17 protein-coding genes are annotated in these 18,617 nt (G+C 36.2%); 12 read left to right on the forward strand and 5 right to left on the reverse strand.

All coding sequences use genetic code 11. The features are described 5' to 3' along the window. The first annotated feature begins 87 nt into the window (after window positions 1–87). Window positions 88–2,619 carry a PIG-L family deacetylase gene (locus tag GGR42_RS03090; RefSeq protein WP_167960738.1) on the forward strand — a complete coding sequence of 844 codons (2,532 nt, stop codon included), beginning with the start codon at window positions 88–90 and terminating at the stop codon, window positions 2,617–2,619. Window positions 2,620–2,724: 105 nt separating this feature from the next. After that, window positions 2,725–4,431 carry a sodium:solute symporter gene (locus GGR42_RS03095; protein WP_167960740.1) on the forward strand — a complete coding sequence of 569 codons (1,707 nt, stop codon included), beginning with the start codon at window positions 2,725–2,727 and terminating at the stop codon, window positions 4,429–4,431. Window positions 4,432–4,476: 45 nt separating this feature from the next. On the opposite strand, the gene GGR42_RS03100 is transcribed toward GGR42_RS03095, so the two are convergent. Next, window positions 4,477–5,322 carry a DUF2911 domain-containing protein gene (locus GGR42_RS03100; protein ID WP_167960742.1) on the reverse strand — a complete coding sequence of 282 codons (846 nt, stop codon included), beginning with the start codon at window positions 5,320–5,322 and terminating at the stop codon, window positions 4,477–4,479. Between the two features lie 80 nt (window positions 5,323–5,402). Next, a complete protein-coding gene (locus tag GGR42_RS03105) occupies window positions 5,403–6,560 on the reverse strand; it encodes a T9SS C-terminal target domain-containing protein (protein ID WP_167960744.1) in 1,158 nt (385 codons plus the stop codon). Window positions 6,561–6,747: 187 nt separating this feature from the next. On the opposite strand from GGR42_RS03105, the gene GGR42_RS03110 reads away from it, so the two are divergent. The 6 genes from GGR42_RS03110 to GGR42_RS03135 all read left to right on the forward strand — a co-directional run bounded on the left by GGR42_RS03110 (window position 6,748) and on the right by GGR42_RS03135 (window position 12,309). Beyond that, window positions 6,748–8,187 (forward strand): amidohydrolase, encoded by a 1,440-nt coding sequence (locus GGR42_RS03110; RefSeq protein WP_167960746.1) that lies wholly within the window; start codon window positions 6,748–6,750, stop codon window positions 8,185–8,187. Window positions 8,188–8,223: 36 nt separating this feature from the next. Continuing rightward, on the forward strand, window positions 8,224–8,661 hold the full coding sequence (locus GGR42_RS03115) for a GNAT family N-acetyltransferase (protein ID WP_245201381.1): 438 nt from the start codon (window positions 8,224–8,226) through the stop codon (window positions 8,659–8,661). 83 nt (window positions 8,662–8,744) lie between these two features. After that, window positions 8,745–9,242: an SRPBCC family protein gene (locus tag GGR42_RS03120; protein WP_167960749.1), complete on the forward strand. Its 498-nt coding sequence runs from the start codon at window positions 8,745–8,747 to the stop codon at window positions 9,240–9,242. A 12-nt stretch (window positions 9,243–9,254) separates the two neighbouring features. Then, window positions 9,255–9,947, forward strand: a complete 693-nt coding sequence (locus GGR42_RS03125; protein WP_167960751.1) for an SDR family NAD(P)-dependent oxidoreductase — start codon at window positions 9,255–9,257, stop codon at window positions 9,945–9,947. 12 nt (window positions 9,948–9,959) lie between these two features. Beyond that, window positions 9,960–11,264, forward strand: coding sequence for a cryptochrome/photolyase family protein (locus tag GGR42_RS03130; protein ID WP_167960753.1), 1,305 nt, complete (start codon window positions 9,960–9,962; stop codon window positions 11,262–11,264). Between the two features lie 46 nt (window positions 11,265–11,310). Beyond that, window positions 11,311–12,309: a pirin family protein gene (locus GGR42_RS03135; RefSeq protein WP_167960755.1), complete on the forward strand. Its 999-nt coding sequence runs from the start codon at window positions 11,311–11,313 to the stop codon at window positions 12,307–12,309. Between the two features lie 5 nt (window positions 12,310–12,314). Here GGR42_RS03135 and murA read toward each other — a convergent pair whose 3' ends face one another. From murA to GGR42_RS03150, 3 genes are all read right to left on the reverse strand, one after another. Further along, the gene (gene murA, locus GGR42_RS03140) at window positions 12,315–13,625 is read right to left on the reverse strand and encodes a UDP-N-acetylglucosamine 1-carboxyvinyltransferase (RefSeq protein WP_167960757.1); all 1,311 of its coding nucleotides are present in this window, start codon (window positions 13,623–13,625) and stop codon (window positions 12,315–12,317) included. 13 nt (window positions 13,626–13,638) lie between these two features. Further along, the gene (locus GGR42_RS03145; protein WP_167960759.1) at window positions 13,639–14,292 is read right to left on the reverse strand and encodes a DUF4290 domain-containing protein; all 654 of its coding nucleotides are present in this window, start codon (window positions 14,290–14,292) and stop codon (window positions 13,639–13,641) included. 82 nt (window positions 14,293–14,374) lie between these two features. Further along, on the reverse strand, window positions 14,375–14,662 hold the full coding sequence (locus GGR42_RS03150; RefSeq protein WP_167960761.1) for a DUF493 family protein: 288 nt from the start codon (window positions 14,660–14,662) through the stop codon (window positions 14,375–14,377). Between the two features lie 86 nt (window positions 14,663–14,748). Between GGR42_RS03150 and GGR42_RS03155 the strand changes: the two genes are divergently transcribed. From GGR42_RS03155 to GGR42_RS03170, 4 genes are all read left to right on the forward strand, one after another. After that, the gene (locus GGR42_RS03155) at window positions 14,749–15,306 is read left to right on the forward strand and encodes an AAA family ATPase (RefSeq protein WP_167960763.1); all 558 of its coding nucleotides are present in this window, start codon (window positions 14,749–14,751) and stop codon (window positions 15,304–15,306) included. Next, window positions 15,306–17,204, forward strand: a complete 1,899-nt coding sequence (locus GGR42_RS03160; RefSeq protein ID WP_167960765.1) for a RecQ family ATP-dependent DNA helicase — start codon at window positions 15,306–15,308, stop codon at window positions 17,202–17,204. Before GGR42_RS03155 ends, GGR42_RS03160 begins: the two co-directional genes overlap by 1 nt. A 1-nt stretch (window position 17,205) precedes the next feature. Beyond that, window positions 17,206–18,153, forward strand: a complete 948-nt coding sequence (gene fmt, locus GGR42_RS03165; RefSeq protein WP_167964323.1) for a methionyl-tRNA formyltransferase — start codon at window positions 17,206–17,208, stop codon at window positions 18,151–18,153. A 175-nt stretch (window positions 18,154–18,328) separates the two neighbouring features. After that, entirely contained in the window at window positions 18,329–18,601 is a 273-nt protein-coding gene (locus tag GGR42_RS03170) for an HU family DNA-binding protein (RefSeq protein ID WP_167960767.1), read from the forward strand. The last annotated feature ends 16 nt before the right edge of the window (window positions 18,602–18,617 follow it).

Raw genomic sequence — 18,617 nt, forward strand, 5'->3', positions numbered from 1 at the left:
CCTTAATTTCATGTTAAAGAAGTTCTAAATTTAAAGGGCAAGATAGTTATCTTGTTATCTTTGGATACCATCATAAATATCCAACCCATGCGAAAGATACTGGTATTCATCCTAGGAATACTTTTTGGAACTTCATCAATTTTAGCACAGGCCCCAAAAAAACTCTCCTCATCCGAGATTCATCAATCCATACAAAAATTAAATTTTTTGGGAACGGCACTTTATATTGCAGCGCACCCAGATGATGAAAATACACGATTGATTTCCTATCTATCTAATCATGCTAACGCTAGAACAGCATATTTGGCCCTTACAAGAGGTGATGGTGGTCAAAATCTTATAGGACCCGAGTTAAGAGAGCTGTTGGGAGTTCTAAGAACGCAAGAATTATTGGGAGCAAGACGTATTGATGGTGGTGAACAATACTTCACCAGAGCCAATGATTTTGGTTTTTCCAAACATCCAGATGAAACTTTAAAAATTTGGAACAAGGAAGAAGTTTTAGGCGATGTTGTTTGGACCATAAGAAATCTAAAACCAGATGTTATTATCAATCGTTTTGATCACAGAACACCTGGTTCTACACATGGACACCATACTTCATCTGCCATGTTAAGTGTTGAGGCTTTTGATTTGGCAAACGATGCCAGCGCCTATCCAGAACAATTAAAATCAACCTCTGTTTGGCAACCCAAAAGGGCCTTTTTTAATACTTCATGGTGGTTTTATGGAAGTCAAGAGAATTTTGAGAAGGCTGACAAATCTAATATGGTGAGTATGGATGTTGGAGTATATTATCCGTCCAAAGGGCTTTCCAATAATGAAATTGCCTCTTTGGCAAGCAGCAATCACTTATGTCAAGGATTTGGAAGAATGACAACAAGGGGCAGTGAAAATGAATATATAGAATTGATTAAGGGAGATATGCCCAATGACCCAAGCAATGTGTTTGATGGTATCAATACAACATGGTCTAGGATTAAGGGAGGAAAAGCTATTGGTGAGATTTTATATGATGTTGAAAAACACTATGATTTTGTAAATCCATCAAAACATTTGCCCCAGCTCGTTGAAGCCTATAAATTGATTCAGAATATTTCCGATGAACATTGGAAAAAAAGGAAAACTCTAGAGATAAAAGAAATCATTCAAGCAGTATCCGGATTGTATTTAGAGGCTTCGGCACAAGCATCCTTCACCAATCCTGGTTCATCTGTAAAAATCAATATTGAAGCATTGAATAGAAGCAATAGCAAAATCACTTTGTCTTCTGTTTCTTTGGTGCCAGAAAATGTTTCTATAAGCAATACTCCTCTAGAAGAAAATGAAAAAGTTACTTTGGAATTAAATCTAAACGTCCCTGAAAACGCTTCTTACTCCAGCCCTTACTGGCTAAATGAAGAAGGAAGTTTGGGAATGTATGCGGTAAAAGACAAAAGCCTAATTGGAAAACCTGAAACGCCACGTCCCTTTAATGTCCATTTTGTATTGGATTTTAATGGTCAACAAATCACTTTTGTAAAACCAGTAGTGTATCGTTACTCAAAACCGGATAAAGGCGAGCTTTACCAACCCTTCGAAGTTTTGCCCATAGTTACGACCAGTATGGCTGATGATGTAATCATTTTTGCGGATGCAAAAAGCCAAGATGTTTCTGTAAAAATAAAAGCTGGCAAAAATGACTTAACTGGACAAATACAATTGAATACTCCAAACGGATGGGTAGTCGCTCCTGAGAAAGTTGATTTTGCGATCAAACAAAAAGGGGATGAACAAACTGTTATTTTTAGTGTTTCTCCGCCTTCATATGAAACCGAAGGAGAAATTAACCCCATTGTAACAGTTAATGGTAAAGCCTATACAAAGGAACTAATTGAGATTGCATATGACCATATCCCAACTCAGTCTGTTTTATCTCTCTCCAAAGCAAAAGTGGTAAGGCTCAATATTCAGAAAGTTGGTGAGAACATAGGCTATATTGTTGGTGCCGGCGATAAAGTTCCCGAAAGCCTAGAACAAATTGGATACAAAGTGCACACCATTGATGTTAACTCTATCCAAGAAGGCACATTGAGCAAATATGATGGAATTGTTGTTGGTATAAGGGCATACAATGTTGTATCAGAGTTAAAGTTTAAACAGCATTTTTTACTGGATTATGTAAAGGAAGGTGGTAATTTAATACTTCAGTACAACACTTCTGGGCGGAACGGACTCAATGTTGAAAACCTTGCTCCATACCCCCTAAAAGTATCCCGAGATAGAGTTACAAATGAAAATTCCAACGTTACCATATTGGCTAAAAATCATGCTTTGGTAAATTTTCCAAACCCTATAACCCAAAAAGATTTTGATGGTTGGGTACAAGAGCGCGGATTGTATTTTCCAAATGAATGGGGAGAAGAGTTTACCTCTATTTTTTCAATGTCAGATGAGGGGGAATCTGTTAAGGAAGGGGCCTTATTGGTTGCTCCATATGGTAAAGGAAATTATATCTACACAGGGCTTAGTTTCTTTAGAGAATTACCAGCGGGTGTTTCTGGAGCTTATAAGATATTTGCCAATATGTTATCTTTGGGCAAAGGAGATTTGGATAAGGATATAGAAATTAAAGGGTAATTATGGAAAATAAATTTATTTGGAAGAAAGAGTACTCCATTGTGCTAATACTAAATATTTTTTACATTTTGGCCTTTTACTTTTTGATGACCGCAAACAATTAATATGGCTATACTAGATTGGATTATCCTTGCCGGAACACTATTTTTTATTGTTGGTTATGGTGTCTGGAAAACCAAAGGCAGCAAGAATGTAAAAGATTATGTTCTTGGTGGCAATGAGGCAAAATGGTGGACTATTGGCCTTTCGGTCATGGCAACACAAGCAAGTGCCATTACCTTTCTGTCCACACCTGGTCAAGCTTTTCATGATGGGATGGGCTTTGTCCAATTTTATTTTGGGCTTCCGTTGGCCATGATTATTATTTGTGCGGTTTTTGTACCACTTTACCATAAACTTAAAGTATTCACTGCCTATGAGTTTTTGGAAAATCGTTTTGACCTAAAAACAAGAACGCTTGCCGCAATTCTATTTTTGCTACAACGGGGACTAGCAGCGGGTATAACCATTTTTGCACCTGCCATTATTCTTTCTGCAGTTTTAGGATGGAACTTGCGTTTACTTAACATTATTATTGGAATACTGGTTATTATTTATACGGTTACTGGCGGAACTAAGGCGGTTAGTGTCACCCAAAAGCAACAAATGTTTATTATAATGATGGGAATGTTCATAGCCTTTTTCTTTATTCTTGGTTATTTGCCTGCAGACATTTCTTTCAGTAAGGCTTTAAAAGTAGCTGGTGCCAGTGATAAATTAAACATATTGGATTTTGAGTTTGACCTTAACAACAGGTATAATTTCTGGAGTGGAACATTAGGGGCGGTATTTCTCTTTTTATCATATTTTGGAGCCGACCAAAGTCAGGTTCAACGATATTTATCAGGCAAATCGGTAAGAGAAAGTCAGCTAGGGCTTCTTTTTAATGCCGTACTAAAAGTACCCATGCAGTTTTTTATTTTGTTGGTTGGTGTTATGGTTTTTGTTTTTTACCAATACAACTCTTCCCCTCTAAATTTTAATCCCGTAGCCACAAAAACTGTCATGGAATCTGAGTATGCTGAAGATTATGCTGCTTTGCAATTAGGTCACAGGGAATTGCAAGTTGAGAAAAAAATGGCGCAAGACCAATTTTCTGCCGCTTTGGATTTAAAGGAATATGATGCCATTGTAGAAGCCAAACAACATATCATAAATATAAATGCCAAGGACAAAAGTAATAGGGAAACTGCAAGAGCACTTATAAAAAAGGTTGGAAGCAGTGTGGAGACCAATGATAAAGATTACGTTTTTATACACTTCATATTGCATTATCTACCAAGGGGATTGGTTGGATTACTATTAGCTGTAATTTTATCGGCTGCTATGTCCTCTACGGCATCAGAGTTAAATGCTTTAGGCACTATAACTGCACTTGATATTTATAAAAGAAACAAGGTAGGCAATTTTACAGAGGAGCATTATGTAAAAGCTTCCAAGTTTTTTACTTTAGTATGGGGTATTATTGCTATTGCTATTGCCTGTGTCGCCAATTTATTTGACAATTTGATTCAATTGGTAAATATAATTGGCTCCATTTTTTATGGTAACGTCTTAGGTATTTTTCTTTTGGCCTTCTTCTTTAAGTTTGTAAAAGGGAATGCCGTTTTTGTTGCCGCCATAATTACCCAGGTTATTGTTATTATTGGTTATGCCAATGACTGGATGTCCTATTTGTGGCTGAATGCATTTGGATGTTTTTTAGTGATTCTATTGGCTTTTATTCTTGAAGCATTTGACAAACTTTTGAAAAACCCTCCTATTAGAACATAAAAAAAGCCCGCTATTTGCGGGCTTTATATTTTAAAAGTATCAACTTTACTTAGCTCCCCATTCTTTTAAAGAGTCTTTGTTCATTTTTACATAATCCATATTTCCAGCTTCTTCGGCCCCGGCCAAAGATTGTTTAGCGATAGCAATGGCTCCCTTTTTATCCCCTGCTTTTGCATAAATTAGGGATTGTTGCCTTAACTGCCAGTATGCTGGAGACTCATTCATTGACATGGCTTTATCTATCCATTCCTTTGCTTTGTTTATGTCCTTTCCTGCACTAAGATAATAGACAGCAGAAGCAAAATAGTCATTTGCACTTGGTCCTGTCATAGCCCTATCAATTCCAGCCATCACTGTGGCATCTGTAGGTACTTCAAAAGTAACACCCACATAAACATTTGCCCATAATATCCCAATTGCGGCTGAACCATCTGTAACATCATCGATTGTAATTGTAAAAGATTGTATATCTACTGGCATAGGTATCACCTGAGCAGTAGTTTTAGCAGCGACTTTACTATCGTCCCATTCTTGTGGAGCACCACCACCTTGATGCTCTGTATAGAAATAAACTTCCCATGAAGTAGCACTTGGTTTAGTGAAAATAGCATATGAGCCTGCTTTTAATGTTTGCCCATCAACAACAACATCATCACTAAAAGTAACCTTGGTTCTTGCATTGGCACCTGTACGCCATATAGCACCATAAGGAACTAAATCCCCAAAAATAGTTCTGCCACGCATGGCAGGTCTGGAATACTCTATAGTAACATCTGTTAATCCAACTTTTTGTTCCAATCTAGAAAACGGACTTGGGGCCGGTGTTTGTATTTGTGCTTCAATTGAAAAAGAAAGAGAAGCGATAAACATAAATAGAATTAATTTTTTCATTTTAAATATGGTTTTGAGTTTTAACAAAACTAAAGATAAAGAATTGGGCTATTTGTTAATAAATCCTTAAATAATAAACATTAATTTCTTATAAATGCTTTTGAAACAACACCACTTTGTAGATAAAAAGTAAGGTAATATATAGCAGCTTCATAGTTGGACATATCAATGGGGGATACCAATATTTCATTCCCTTGTCTATGACTGATTATCTTTCCCAAACTGTTAAATATAGCTTGTCCATAGACTTCATCATTGGTATTCAACTGGTAATGTAGTTCATTGGAGCCGTTGGCTTTATATAAAATCAATTTTTCTTGATTTTCTTCCTCCACTACAACCTCTTCCCCATCCTCTCCTTCTTCCTCAACGGGAATTTCAATTTCGTTTTCCTTCTTAAAAGAGAATAATTTAGCTTCTAATGTAATGGAAGGTGTATTGTTTACAAATTTCTCTGATGAAATAAAAAAGTGGTTTTCATCTATTTGTGCTATACCCTCTATTTGTGCCAACCCAACATTTAAATTTACTTTGTCAACCTCACTAAAAATAGATTCGTTGGATACATTGGCTGCAACTGCAATAAAGGGTGATAAGGTATGTGAATAGCCAATCATAAAAAGCTCTTTGGTTTCCCCGTTAAAGGTAGCTCCAGTGACCATGCCAGCTATAGGAAAGTCTCCTATGTTTTTAGCAAAATAGCTACCTGGTTCTTTCGGCATAGAATACGCTGATGTGCCCTTACTTTCCCATTGCTTTGTAAGTACTACCAGCTCATTGTTCATGACTACCAAAGCCTCAGCATCCCAATCACTATTTTGAGTAGTAGAAAAGTTTATTTGGTCTTCATAAGAGAACAATATAATGTCGGCTGTAACATTAGTAGAGACACTATAATCAGATTTAGCAATCCTATAAACCTTTAAATCTTGTCTATCCCCAGTATTATTTCCAAAATCCCCAACATAAATAAAATTTTCATCTTGGGAAATATCTTCCCAATCCACATTCTCAGCATTCGAAATGGTGATTGTTCTGGTAATGCTCATTGTTAGTGTATCAATTTCAAATAATTGAGCTGTGTTCCCAGAATCATTATGAGTTATAAGCTTTCCCTTATAGAATAACAAACCTGAACTTTCGTATACATCCATCGGCAAATTGCCCATCTCTGACATATTTTCTTGGGAAAACAGTCCTAAAGTCCATAAAAAAAGTAAAAAAACTATGTTTTTCATTGTATAAATCCAGAAAAGATTGATAAAATACAAAATAGAATCTTTCCCTAATAAAATAATAGTCAATGAGTTCTCTTTTAACGGTACAACTAATAAGATTCCAGCTAGTAGTCTTTATCTATCCCCTTGGTTCTTTTGAGTAAAAAACGTACTTTCAATAAATAATACTCTAGCTAATTTGAATAATATGAAAACCAAAAAAAACCTCTTATTGGGCACCCTTCTCCTTTTGTCAGCAACCATTTCTTATGGTCAAAAATTGAATGCCAATAAAAAAGCGGTTATGTCCGCAGTAGAAAACCACAAAACGGAACTCATTAAAATAAGTGATTCCATATGGTCATTGGCAGAAACGGCATTTGAAGAACACCAATCATCAGAAATATTGGCAAATTACGCAGAAAAAAACGGCTTTATTGTGGAAAGGGGTGTTGCTGGCATGCCAACCGCTTTTGTTGCTACTTATGGAACTGGAAGTCCCGTTATAAGTGTCCTAGGAGAATTTGATGCATTACCTGGCATTTCACAGAAAGCGGAGCCCACAAAAAACCCACTTGTTGAAGGTGCTGCTGGTCATGGATGTGGACATAATCTTTTTGGCGCAGCCAGTTTAGGCTCTGCAATAGCCATTAAGGAGCAAATTGAAAAGGGAAAGCTTAAAGGCACTATAAAATTCTTTGGAACACCTTCCGAGGAAAAATTCTTTGGGAAAATTTGGATGGTTCGAGAGGGCCTATGGGACGGTGTAGATGTGAATCTTAGTTGGCATCCTTCAGCTGCAACAGAAGCGGATGTACAGAGTTCTTTAGCATTAGTGGATTTTAAAGTGGAATTTTTTGGTCAAGCAGCACATGCCTCCGCAGACCCATGGAACGGACGTAGCGCTTCTGATGCGTTAGAACTTTACACCACAGGAATAAATTATTACAGAGAACATATAAAACCCACTGTTCGTATTCACTACCATATTCAAGATGGTGGTCAAGTGGTAAATGTTGTTCCTGATTATTCCAAATTATGGGTGAGAGTTCGTGACACTAAAAGAAGTGGAATGATGCCTGTTTATGAACAAGTTAAAAAAATGGCCGAAGGGGCGGCAATTATGGCCAACGTAGACTATGAAATTTCATTGATTTCTGGTATATACGAAGTCTTGGTTAATCGTGCAGGAGGGGAAATCATGCAAAATAATTTAGAATTACTTGGAGAGATAACCTATACAGATGAAGAAATTGCGTTTGGCAAAAAAATACAGGAAGTTACAGGAAAGCCACAAGTAGGAATGGACAGTAAAATTTCCCCTTTGGAAGAAACAAAAGAACATCCCGGTGGTGGATCTACAGATGTTGGTGATGTAAGTTGGAATGTTGCCAATATTAATCTTGGTGTTACTACCGCTCCCAAAGATACTCCATGGCACTCATGGGCAGTGGTCGCTTGTGGGGGAATGAGCATAGGCCACAAAGGAATGATTTATTCTGCCAAGGCCATGAGTATGACCATGGTTGATTTATTTGAAAATCCGAAAATGGTACAAAAGGTAAAAGATGAGTATATAAAAAGAAAAGGGAATGAAGTTTATGAAGCTATTGTACCAGATGGCCCTCCACCTATAGGCACAAACTAACACTCACCCCTATTATCATTTTCAGAATTGAACCGGTTGCATATAAGACACCATAGTATTAGAACCATTCCCTATTTCAAAACATGGAGCATTCGTCACCGAGTAATGTGGCCGGAACAATCACTTGACTTTGTTAAGTTACCCGATGATGAGAATGGAACCCATTTTGGATTTTTTATAAATGACAAATTGGTTTCCGTTGTATCCTTGTTCATAAACCTAAGTACAAATGAGGCTCAATTTAGAAAACTAGCAACAGAAATTAATGAACAAGGAAATGGTTACGGAACAAAACTATTGTCACACCTCCTAGAATATACAGTGCAGCAAAAAATAGAAAGAGTATGGTGCAATGCCAGATTAAATAAAACCTCTTTCTATGAAAAATTTGGTATGGTCGCTACCCAAGAAAAATATATAAAAGAAGGAGTTACGTTTGTTATAATGGAAAAAACAACGTCTAGCTTAGCTTAAGCTACTTATAAATTCATTTTTTGTTTAACTTTTATATTTTTTTGTTAAACATAATTAAAGTAGTTTTGTAGAAACAAAATTACATGAAGTTATATCAACTTAAGGCTTCTCAAGCATTGCCTATTACCATAGATAGAGCCTGGAAATTTATTTCCAATCCTAAAAATTTAAAAATAATAACTCCTGACCATATGGGGTTTAACATAATTTCGGGAATGGAAAGACCCATGTTCCCCGGCCAAATAATTCAATACAAGGTGTCTCCCTTCAAGGGTTATACCACTAAATGGGTTACGGAAATTACACATGTAAAAGAAGGGACCTATTTTGTTGATGAGCAACGCTTTGGTCCTTATGCGCTATGGCACCATAAACACTTCTTAAATCCCGTAGAGGGAGGCACCTTAATGGAGGACGTTATTGATTATAAGATTCCGTTTGGTATAATAGGCCAATTGGCCCATCCGTTACTGGTAAAAAAACAACTTTTAGAAATTTTCAATTATAGGGAGCAAAAATTACAGGCCCTTTTTGGAAAGATTGAAGGATGTTCAACAGAATTAAAATTGACATCAAATTAGAATAGAAATACTATGAAAAAGAATATTTTAATGATTGGTGGTAGCTGTGGTATTGGAAATACAATTGCCAAAATTTTAATGATAGACTATCAACTTTATGTGGCATCTAGAACACAAAAGGGCTTAGAAAACATTGATGCTCAACATATCCTTTTTGATGCTACAAAGGATTCCTTAGACAAATCATTGCTGCCAGAGGACTTACATGGGTTCATTTTTTGCCCAGGAAGCATTAACCTTAAACCCTTTAAAATGATGTCTATGGATATATTTAAAGATGATATGGAACTAAATTTCTTTAGTTTGGTGAACACTGTAAAAGAAATTATGCCTATCATGCAAGAAGGAAGTAGTATGATATTCTTTAGTACGGTGGCCGTGAGTGTTGGAATGCCATTTCATACCAGCGTAGCTGGAAGTAAAGGGGCAATAGAAGGTTTTGCAAAATCTTTGGCCGCAGAATATGCCCCAAAAATACGTGTTAATGTTATAGCACCTTCCTTAGTGGATACTCCATTGTCCAGCCGATTATTAAGTAATGAAAAAAAGAGAGAAATGATGGCCCTGAGACATCCATTGAAACGGATAGGTGAAAAAACTGATATTGCAAACGCAGCAGAATTTTTGATAAGTGATAAAAGTTCGTGGATGACTGGGCAAGTTATTGGTGTTGATGGCGGAATTTCTACCATAAAAACTAATTAAGCAAAATTCTTCATGGGAAAACTATCTATTTTTTGGTTTAGAAGGGATTTACGCTTAGATGACAATACAGGGTTACTGGCTGCGCTTAAAGGGGGGGTACCCATCATGCCCATTTTTATATTTGATTCAGAAATCCTTGATGCTCTTCCACAAGATGACCCGCGTATTTCCTTTATTTATAAGGCATTACAAAAAATCAATAATGAGCTTAGAAATACCCATGGAAGTTCATTAGCTATGTTTAAGGGAAAGCCTACGGATATATTTCTTAAGCTAATTAAAACTCATGAAATAAGTACCGTATATACAAACCACGATTATGAACCCTACGCCATAAAAAGGGATACCACTCTAATGGATATGCTTAAAAAAAACGGCACTGTCCTTAAAACATATAAAGACCAAGTAATATTTGAAAGAAATGAGATTGTAAAGGATGATGGAAATCCTTACGTAGTCTATACACCGTTTATGAGAAGGTGGAAACAAAAATTCAATCCGGAACAACATCTAAACATCCAAAATACCCTTCCCTATTTAAACAATTTTGTTAAGAACAAAGAACTTCCAAACCTTACTCTTTTGGATATTGGTTTTAAACAATCAAGTATAGTAGTTCCTGAATACAATGTTTCCCCAAACTTGATTGGAAACTATGAAAAAACAAGAAATATTCCTTCAATAAACGGCACTTCCAAATTAGGACCTTATTTAAGATTTGGAACCGTATCCATTAGAAAAATATTAAAAAAAGCCATTATAGAAAAAAATGAGACTTTTTGGAATGAGCTGATATGGAGAGAATTCTTTATGCAAATATTATGGCACTTTCCATATACCCTTAATGAGGCATTCAAGAAAAAATATAATTATATTAAATGGAGAAACAATGAAGAAGAATTTGAAAAATGGAAAAATGGCCAAACGGGGTATCCTTTTATAGATTCAGGAATGAGGGAATTAAACAAAACTGGTTTCATGCACAATAGGGTACGCATGCTAACCGCTAGTTTTTTGTGCAAGCACCTATTGATTGATTGGCGTTGGGGTGAAGCATATTTTGCAGAAAAATTAGTTGATTATGAAATGGCAAGTAATGTAGGTAATTGGCAATGGGCAGCAGGTAGCGGTGTGGATGCAGCACCCTATTTCCGAATTTTCAATCCTATCACACAAGTCGATAAATTTGACAAAGACAAAAAATACATTCAGAAATGGGTTCCAGAATTACAGGAACTATCATACCCATCTAGAATGGTAGACCATAAATTGGCAAGAGAACGCTGTCTTACAGCTTACAAAAAAGCATTGGTATAAGGATTTAATACAAATAAAATCTAATTTTATATAAAACGTAAATACAATGGGCTCTCAGATAAAAAATATATTCCCCCTTGGTTTTCCTTGGCGAACCCAAGACCCTTTCCTGTTTTGTGTATATCATTTGGACCTCTACCCGAAGGGTAATGAAGAAATGGGCCCGGCTGAATCTTTGGATGGTCGCCCTTTAGGGAATGACTTTGTTGGGAAAGATGGTTGGCGTATGTATCACGGACAAACGGTGCCCGGTTTTCCTGCACATCCACATAGAGGTTTTGAAACCATAACCATAGTAAACAAGGGATATTGTGACCATTCTGACTCACTTGGTGCGGCAGGCAGGTTTGGTGATGGAGATGTGCAATGGATGACTGCCGGTGCTGGTGTTCAACATTCTGAAATGTTTCCTTTACTTAAAACGGAGGAAGAAAATCCATTAGAGCTTTTTCAGATATGGCTCAACCTGCCCAAGGCAAACAAGTTTGTTGACCCGCATTTTAAAATGCTTTGGCACGAAGACATCCCCTTTGTCCAAAAAAAAGGTGTAAAAATCAAAATAATCTCTGGAGATTATTTTAATACAAAAGCACCCTTGCCAGCGCCAAATTCATGGGCATCAAATCCGGAAAATGAAGTGGCAATATGGAATATTTATATGGAACCCAATGCGAAATTGGAATTACCCATGACCGCAGCTGAAGTCAATAGAACTCTTTATTACTATAAAGGAAACAATGTAACTATTGGAAATGAAAAATTAACCCCTAATCACGGGGCAGAACTAGATTCTCAAACTAAAACTACTCTAGTCAATGGAGATAAGGCATCCCATTTTTTGGTACTACAAGGAAACCCTATTAATGAACCTGTAGTGAAATATGGTCCCTTTGTAATGAATACTGAAGAAGAAATTCAACAATCCATGCAGCAATACAGATTAACCCAATACGGTGGATGGCCTTGGCAGCATTCGGACAATGTTCACCCTAAGAAAAAAGGAAGGTTTGCGAAATATCCAGATGGAACCCTGGTAGAAAAGTAAATAAATTAACTTACCCTATCAATTTTTGCTCCAATTGCACGTAACCTAGTATCTATATCCTCGTAACCTCTATCAATTTGTTCAATATTATGAATGATGGATGTTCCTTTTGCAGACAATGCCGCTATTAAAAGAGACACTCCAGCTCTAATATCAGGAGATACCATTGTGGTTGCTTTTAAAGTGGATTTAAAATCATGCCCCATAACAGTTGCCCTATGAGGGTCGCACAAAATAATCTTTGCTCCCATATCTATGAGCTTATCCACAAAGAACAATCTACTTTCAAACATTTTTTGATGAATAAGAACTTCACCTTTAGCCTGAGTGGAAACCACTAGTATAATGCTCAATAAATCTGGTGTAAGTCCCGGCCAAGGAGCATCCGCTATAGTTAAAATAGATCCGTCTATATAGTTTTGAATTTCATATCCATTTTTGTGTTCTGGAATAAAAATATCATCTCCCTTTCTTTCCAATGTTATACCAAGCTTTCTAAATACAGCAGGTATTTGCCCCAAATCATCCCAGCTTACATTCTTAATTGTAAGTTCACTTCTGGTCATTGCAGCCAATCCAATCCAACTTCCTATCTCAATCATATCGGGCAGCATGGTATGCTCGGTACCTCCAAGAACATCAACCCCCTCAATAACCAATAAATTGGAACCAATTCCAGAAATCTTGGCTCCCATTCTGTTTAACATTTTACAAAGTTGCTGTAAATAGGGTTCACATGCAGCATTATAAATAGTGGTTGTACCCTCCGCTAGAACGGCCGCCATAACTATATTGGCCGTGCCCGTAACAGAAGCTTCATCTAAAAGCATGTAAGCTCCTTTTAGCTTTTTAGCCTCAACCCCATAAAAATGCTCTTCTTTGTTGTAACGAAATTTGGCCCCAAGATTAATAAACCCTTCAAAATGAGTATCCAATCTTCTCCTTCCAATTTTATCCCCTCCTGGTTTGGGTATATATCCTTTTCCAAAACGAGCCAAAAGTGGCCCTACCAACATAATAGAACCTCTAAGTCCTCTACCATCTTGTTTAAACTGGTCGGATTGTAAATAGTCCAAATTAACATCATCGGCCTTAAAAGTATAGGAGCCTTTGCCTTTTTTTTGAATCTTCACCCCCAAATCTTCCAGTAAAGCAATAAGTTTATTAACATCCACTATATTGGGAATGTTATTTATTGTAACTTTTTCTGAAGTAAGTAATACAGCGCAAAGAATTTGTAACGCTTCATTTTTGGCACCTTGTGGGGTAATCTCACCATGAAGTTTGTGCCCACCCTCTATTTTAAATGTTCCCATTTATGGAAGATAGTTAATATCGTTTTTTACCTCTGTTGTTTCTCTGGTTCTTTTTCCCTCCCGTATTTCTACTATTGGATTTACTGGATATATTTTTTAGAAATAGGGAACTATCGGTAAGTGTTATATCGGCCGAAGCCAAATCAATTTGACCGTCACTTAATTCCAATAAATGTTTAAAAATCACATAATCTTCAACCGTGTCCTTGTTCCAATTTAAATAGCACTTTTTCATATGGTTGGCAATAGCATACTCTAAACCCTCTCTCATATCACCTTTTTCCCAGCTAATGGCAACATCAATCATTCTTTTGATATTGTTACCATAGAAACGATATTTTGGGAAATTCTGCGGATATTCTAAAGGCTCCGGTCTTTCTTGCAACATTTCCTTTGTGGTAATAGGGAAAGGAGAGTCCACATCCAATTTAAAATCGGACATTATGAAAAGTTGATCCCATAATTTATGCTGAAAATCAGGAACATCCCTTAAATGTGGTTGTAGGTTACCCATTACACTAATAATGGACTGGGCCACCTTATTTCTTTCATCTCTATCTGCTATGGAAACGGCATGGTCCACCATTTTCTGAAAATGACGACCGTATTCTGGAATAATGAGCTGTGAGCGCTCAGTATTATATTCTAAATTTTCTACTAAGTTCAAATTGATTTTTTTGATTAAAATGTACTATGGAAGTGTTCTAATAACGTCTGCAAATTAACAAAATTATGCCACAAATACTATTTTATAATGATATTACGCCTTTTACCTTGCCAACTTCCCTATACTTTTCTATTACAGCATCGGGTCCTGGCAAGTTAACAGTAATAGAAATACTGGTATATTTTCCTTTTTTTGATTGCTTAGACTCTATAACGGCTCCTGTGTTGTCAAAAATTTGGTTGATTTCAGCAATTTTGGATGTATCGGTTGGAACAATAAATTTATACAGATAATCCGCAGGCCATGCATTATGGTCTGCCAATTGCGCTCTTAATCTTTTGTAAAATTCTTCAGATTTTTGAGTTTCCATCACTTTTTTTTGCAAATATAATGTAACACTTCTGATTTTTTAGTCTTGTGGGGATTTCATTACTTTGCACCACAAAATTTCTTCATTTGGATTCAAAAAGAATTGTTATTACAGGTGGTCCTGGAACAGGAAAAACTTCAGTGGTAAATAAGTTGGAACATGCTGGCCATTATTGTTTTCATGAGATTATAAGAAGTATGACTTTAAAGGCTAAGGAAGAAGGCAACCCAAACACTTTTGTATCCAATCCATTGGCATTTGTATCCGACCCCTTTGAATTTAATAGACAGCTCCTTGCTGGAAGGTTGGAACAATATAAAAAGGCCTCCGAAATTAACAAAGAAACTATTTTTTACGATAGGGCCCTTCCAGATGTTTTGGCATATATGGATTATTTTGAGCAAGAATATGGGAACGATTTTATTGATATCTGTACGTCCCATAGATACGACAAGGTATTTTTATTACCTCCTTGGGAAGACATTTATATATCTGACAATGAACGATTGGAAAATTTTGAAGAAGCAACCCTTATTCATGACCAATTAGAAAATACGTATCAGAATCTAGGGTACAATGTTATTGAAGTCCCAACAGGGGCAGTTAGCGAAAGAGTCCAATTTATACTTAAAAAATTGAAATAGTGCATACAGACCCAAAAGACATTTTATTGCACTATTGGGGGTTTTCGGCATTTAAAAGCTCACAAGAAAAGGTAATCGATGCCGTAATGAACAATGATGATGTTCTTGCCTTATTACCTACTGGTGGAGGAAAATCTATTTGTTACCAAATACCCGCTATTGCGAAAGAAGGAATTTGTGTTGTTGTATCACCTTTGGTTGCCCTAATTCAAAATCAAGTAGATGGCCTAAAACAAAAAGGAATTAAGGCCATCGCATTAACGGGAGGCATTTCCCATGATGAAATAATAGACCTTTTGGACAATTGCCTATATGGTAAATACAAATTTCTATATCTCTCCCCTGAACGCTTGGAACAGGACATTGTAAAGGATAAAATTCGTCAAATGAACGTAAACCTCATCGCTATTGATGAGGCCCATTGTATTTCCCAATGGGGAAACGATTTTAGACCTGCTTATCTAAATTGCCATATATTAAGAGAATTAGCACCAGAAGCTTCATTTATTGCTCTAACTGCAACCGCTACAGCCAAGGTTGCAAAAGATATTGTTGAAAACCTAAAATTTATTGCCCCAGTAGTTATTAAAAATTCTTTCTCTAGAGAGAATATATCCTTCAATGTAATTTGGGAAGAAGACAAACGTTATAAATTAAAATTGTTGTGCTCCAGGGCCGAGAAAAGTTCTATTGTTTATGTTCGTTCAAGGCGATTGGCAGAGGAAATTTCCACCTATTTAAATCAACATAACAATAAAGCCAGTTTTTTTCATGGTGGAATGACCAAGAAGGAAAAAGAAAAAACATTGCATAATTGGCTGGAAAACAAAACCAAAGTTATGGTGGCCACAAATGCTTTTGGAATGGGGATAGACAAATCCGATGTGGAAATGGTCATCCACTATCAGATTCCTGATAGTATTGAAGATTACTACCAAGAAGCAGGAAGAGCAGGTAGAAATGGCCAACCTTCGAAGGCTATTTTAATCACCAATACCGATGATGAACGCCTAGTACAGAAACAATTCTTAAGCGTATTGCCAGACGTATCTTTTATAAAGCTTTTATACCAAAAGCTAAGTAATTATTTTCAGATTGCCTACGGCGAAGGGCATAACGAAACTTTTCAATTTAGGTTCAATGACTTTTGCAATACCTACAAACTGAATTCAATTTTAACCTACAATGGATTGCGATTATTAGATCAAAACTCCGTCTTGGCATTATCAGAAACTTTTTCCAAAAAAACCACTATCCAATTTATTGCCTCTAAAAATGTATTGTTTGAATATCTGGAATCCAACAAAACAAATGCTCCAATTATTCAAACAATTTTAAGAACATATGGAGGTTTGTTTGAATATGCCACAAAAATAAATACCCTTTTAATTTCTAAAAAAACCGGTGTAGAAGAAGTAGTAGTTTTTAAAGTATTGGAGCAACTAAAAAAAGATGAAGTCATTGAATACCAGAGTCAACAAGGCGATTTAGAAATCACATTCCTTGTCCCCAGGGAAGACGAACGGACCATAAATCGTTTTTCTGATAAAATTGTAAGTCAAAGACAGCTTAAAATTGACAATGTAAACAGCATGCTTAACTACGTGAAAGACAATAATGAATGTAGGAGCATACAATTGCTTAGATATTTTGGGGAGAAAAGAACAAAAAGGTGCGGTATTTGCGATGTTTGTACAAAAGACAAAAAACCCAATAAGGAATTGTTAAATACCATTGAAAAAGAAATAGTTGCTGCTTTAGGGAAAAAGCATAGTTCTTCAAGGGAATTAATCAGTTCTTTGAACTATGATGAAGGTATTATTCTCACCATTATCCAAAATCTATTGGAGAATGAGCTGATTTCAATAAATACAAAAAATGAATATCAACTTAGATAAAATGAATAAATTAAGAATTGTATTTATGGGAACGCCGGACTTTGCCGTGGCCACCTTAAGCACTCTCCACCAAAATTCCTATAATATTGTTGGTGTTGTCACCACTCCGGACAAACCTGCCGGTAGAGGTAGAAAACTAAGTGAATCCGCGGTAAAAAAATATGCCATTGACCACAGTCTTAAGGTGCTGCAACCAAAAAACCTTAAAAGTGAGGACTTTATAAAAGAACTTACTCTTTTAAAACCAAACCTTATTGTTGTTGTAGCATTTAGAATGCTGCCCAAAATAGTTTGGGGCATGCCCAAATATGGAACTTTTAACCTACATGCATCCCTACTCCCACATTACAGGGGAGCCGCTCCCATTAATTGGGCAATCATAAATGGCGAGACAGAAACAGGGGCAACAACTTTTTTTATTGATGATAAAATTGATACAGGAGAAATAATACTTCAAGAAAAAACACATATAGGAAAAGAGGAAACGGCCGGCAGCCTGCATGATAGATTAATGGTGTTAGGGGCGGAACTTGTTCTAAAAACTGTAAAACTTATTGAAAAAAATAATGTTTCCACAATACAGCAGAAGAATATATTAGGCTTAAGGTCTGCCAATAAAATACATAAGGAAACCTGCAAGATTGATTGGAATAAACCTTTAAATGACATATATAACCATATTCGTGGCTTAAGCCCCTACCCTACGGCATGGACCAATCTTATAAATGGAGATGAAAGCACACTTTTAAAAATATATAAGGCCTCTATGGAAATAGAGGAACACAATTATAAGATAGGTGCACTTATTCCCTCTAAAAAGGAGTTGAAAGTTGCAACCAAAGAGGGGTATATAAATCTATTGGAATTACAACTCCCGGGAAAGAGGAAAATGGAGGTCAAAGATGTGCTAAATGGGTTGGTATTGTCAAAAAATGCCTATGTCTTGTAAACCCTTGCTATCACTAGGCTGAGAAGAATAGTAAAAAAACCCTTACTTTATTAACAAACACTCCAAGTTATCAACAAAAATGCGGATTTCCCTTGGATTTACTTGTGTTAATGACAAATCCATATAAATTTGTTTAGATATAAATTATTTTAACAACAATTAATTTACTTACATTATGAACAAAACAGAATTAATCGATGCCATGGCAGCTGATTCAGGCATCACAAAAGCAGCAGCTAAAAAAGCATTGGAATCTTTCTTGGGAAATGTTGAAGGATCACTTAAAAAAGGTGACAGAGTTTCTTTAGTTGGTTTTGGATCTTGGTCAGTTTCTAGAAGAAATGCTAGAGATGGAAGAAACCCACAAACAGGAAAAACAATTAAAATTGCAGCTAAAAATGTTGTTAAGTTTAAAGCTGGTGCAGAATTAGGCAAAGCAGTAAACTAAACCATCTTTTTAAATA

Source organism: Saonia flava (assembly GCF_011927795.1).
Taxonomy (GTDB): domain Bacteria; phylum Bacteroidota; class Bacteroidia; order Flavobacteriales; family Flavobacteriaceae; genus Saonia; species Saonia flava.

What these genes read in the sequence shown, in the direction of transcription:
- GGR42_RS03090 (WP_167960738.1), top strand. Translation starts at nt 88, where the DNA reads ATGCGAAAGATACTGGTATTCATCCTAGGAATACTTTTTGGAACTTCA.
- GGR42_RS03095 (WP_167960740.1), top strand. Translation starts at nt 2,725, where the DNA reads ATGGCTATACTAGATTGGATTATCCTTGCCGGAACACTATTTTTTATT.
- GGR42_RS03100 (WP_167960742.1), bottom strand. Translation starts at nt 5,322, where the DNA reads ATGAAAAAATTAATTCTATTTATGTTTATCGCTTCTCTTTCTTTTTCA.
- GGR42_RS03105 (WP_167960744.1), bottom strand. Translation starts at nt 6,560, where the DNA reads ATGAAAAACATAGTTTTTTTACTTTTTTTATGGACTTTAGGACTGTTT.
- GGR42_RS03110 (WP_167960746.1), top strand. Translation starts at nt 6,748, where the DNA reads ATGAAAACCAAAAAAAACCTCTTATTGGGCACCCTTCTCCTTTTGTCA.
- GGR42_RS03120 (WP_167960749.1), top strand. Translation starts at nt 8,745, where the DNA reads ATGAAGTTATATCAACTTAAGGCTTCTCAAGCATTGCCTATTACCATA.
- GGR42_RS03125 (WP_167960751.1), top strand. Translation starts at nt 9,255, where the DNA reads ATGAAAAAGAATATTTTAATGATTGGTGGTAGCTGTGGTATTGGAAAT.
- GGR42_RS03130 (WP_167960753.1), top strand. Translation starts at nt 9,960, where the DNA reads ATGGGAAAACTATCTATTTTTTGGTTTAGAAGGGATTTACGCTTAGAT.
- GGR42_RS03135 (WP_167960755.1), top strand. Translation starts at nt 11,311, where the DNA reads ATGGGCTCTCAGATAAAAAATATATTCCCCCTTGGTTTTCCTTGGCGA.
- murA (WP_167960757.1), bottom strand. Translation starts at nt 13,625, where the DNA reads ATGGGAACATTTAAAATAGAGGGTGGGCACAAACTTCATGGTGAGATT.
- GGR42_RS03150 (WP_167960761.1), bottom strand. Translation starts at nt 14,662, where the DNA reads ATGGAAACTCAAAAATCTGAAGAATTTTACAAAAGATTAAGAGCGCAA.
- fmt (WP_167964323.1), top strand. Translation starts at nt 17,206, where the DNA reads ATGAATAAATTAAGAATTGTATTTATGGGAACGCCGGACTTTGCCGTG.
- GGR42_RS03170 (WP_167960767.1), top strand. Translation starts at nt 18,329, where the DNA reads ATGAACAAAACAGAATTAATCGATGCCATGGCAGCTGATTCAGGCATC.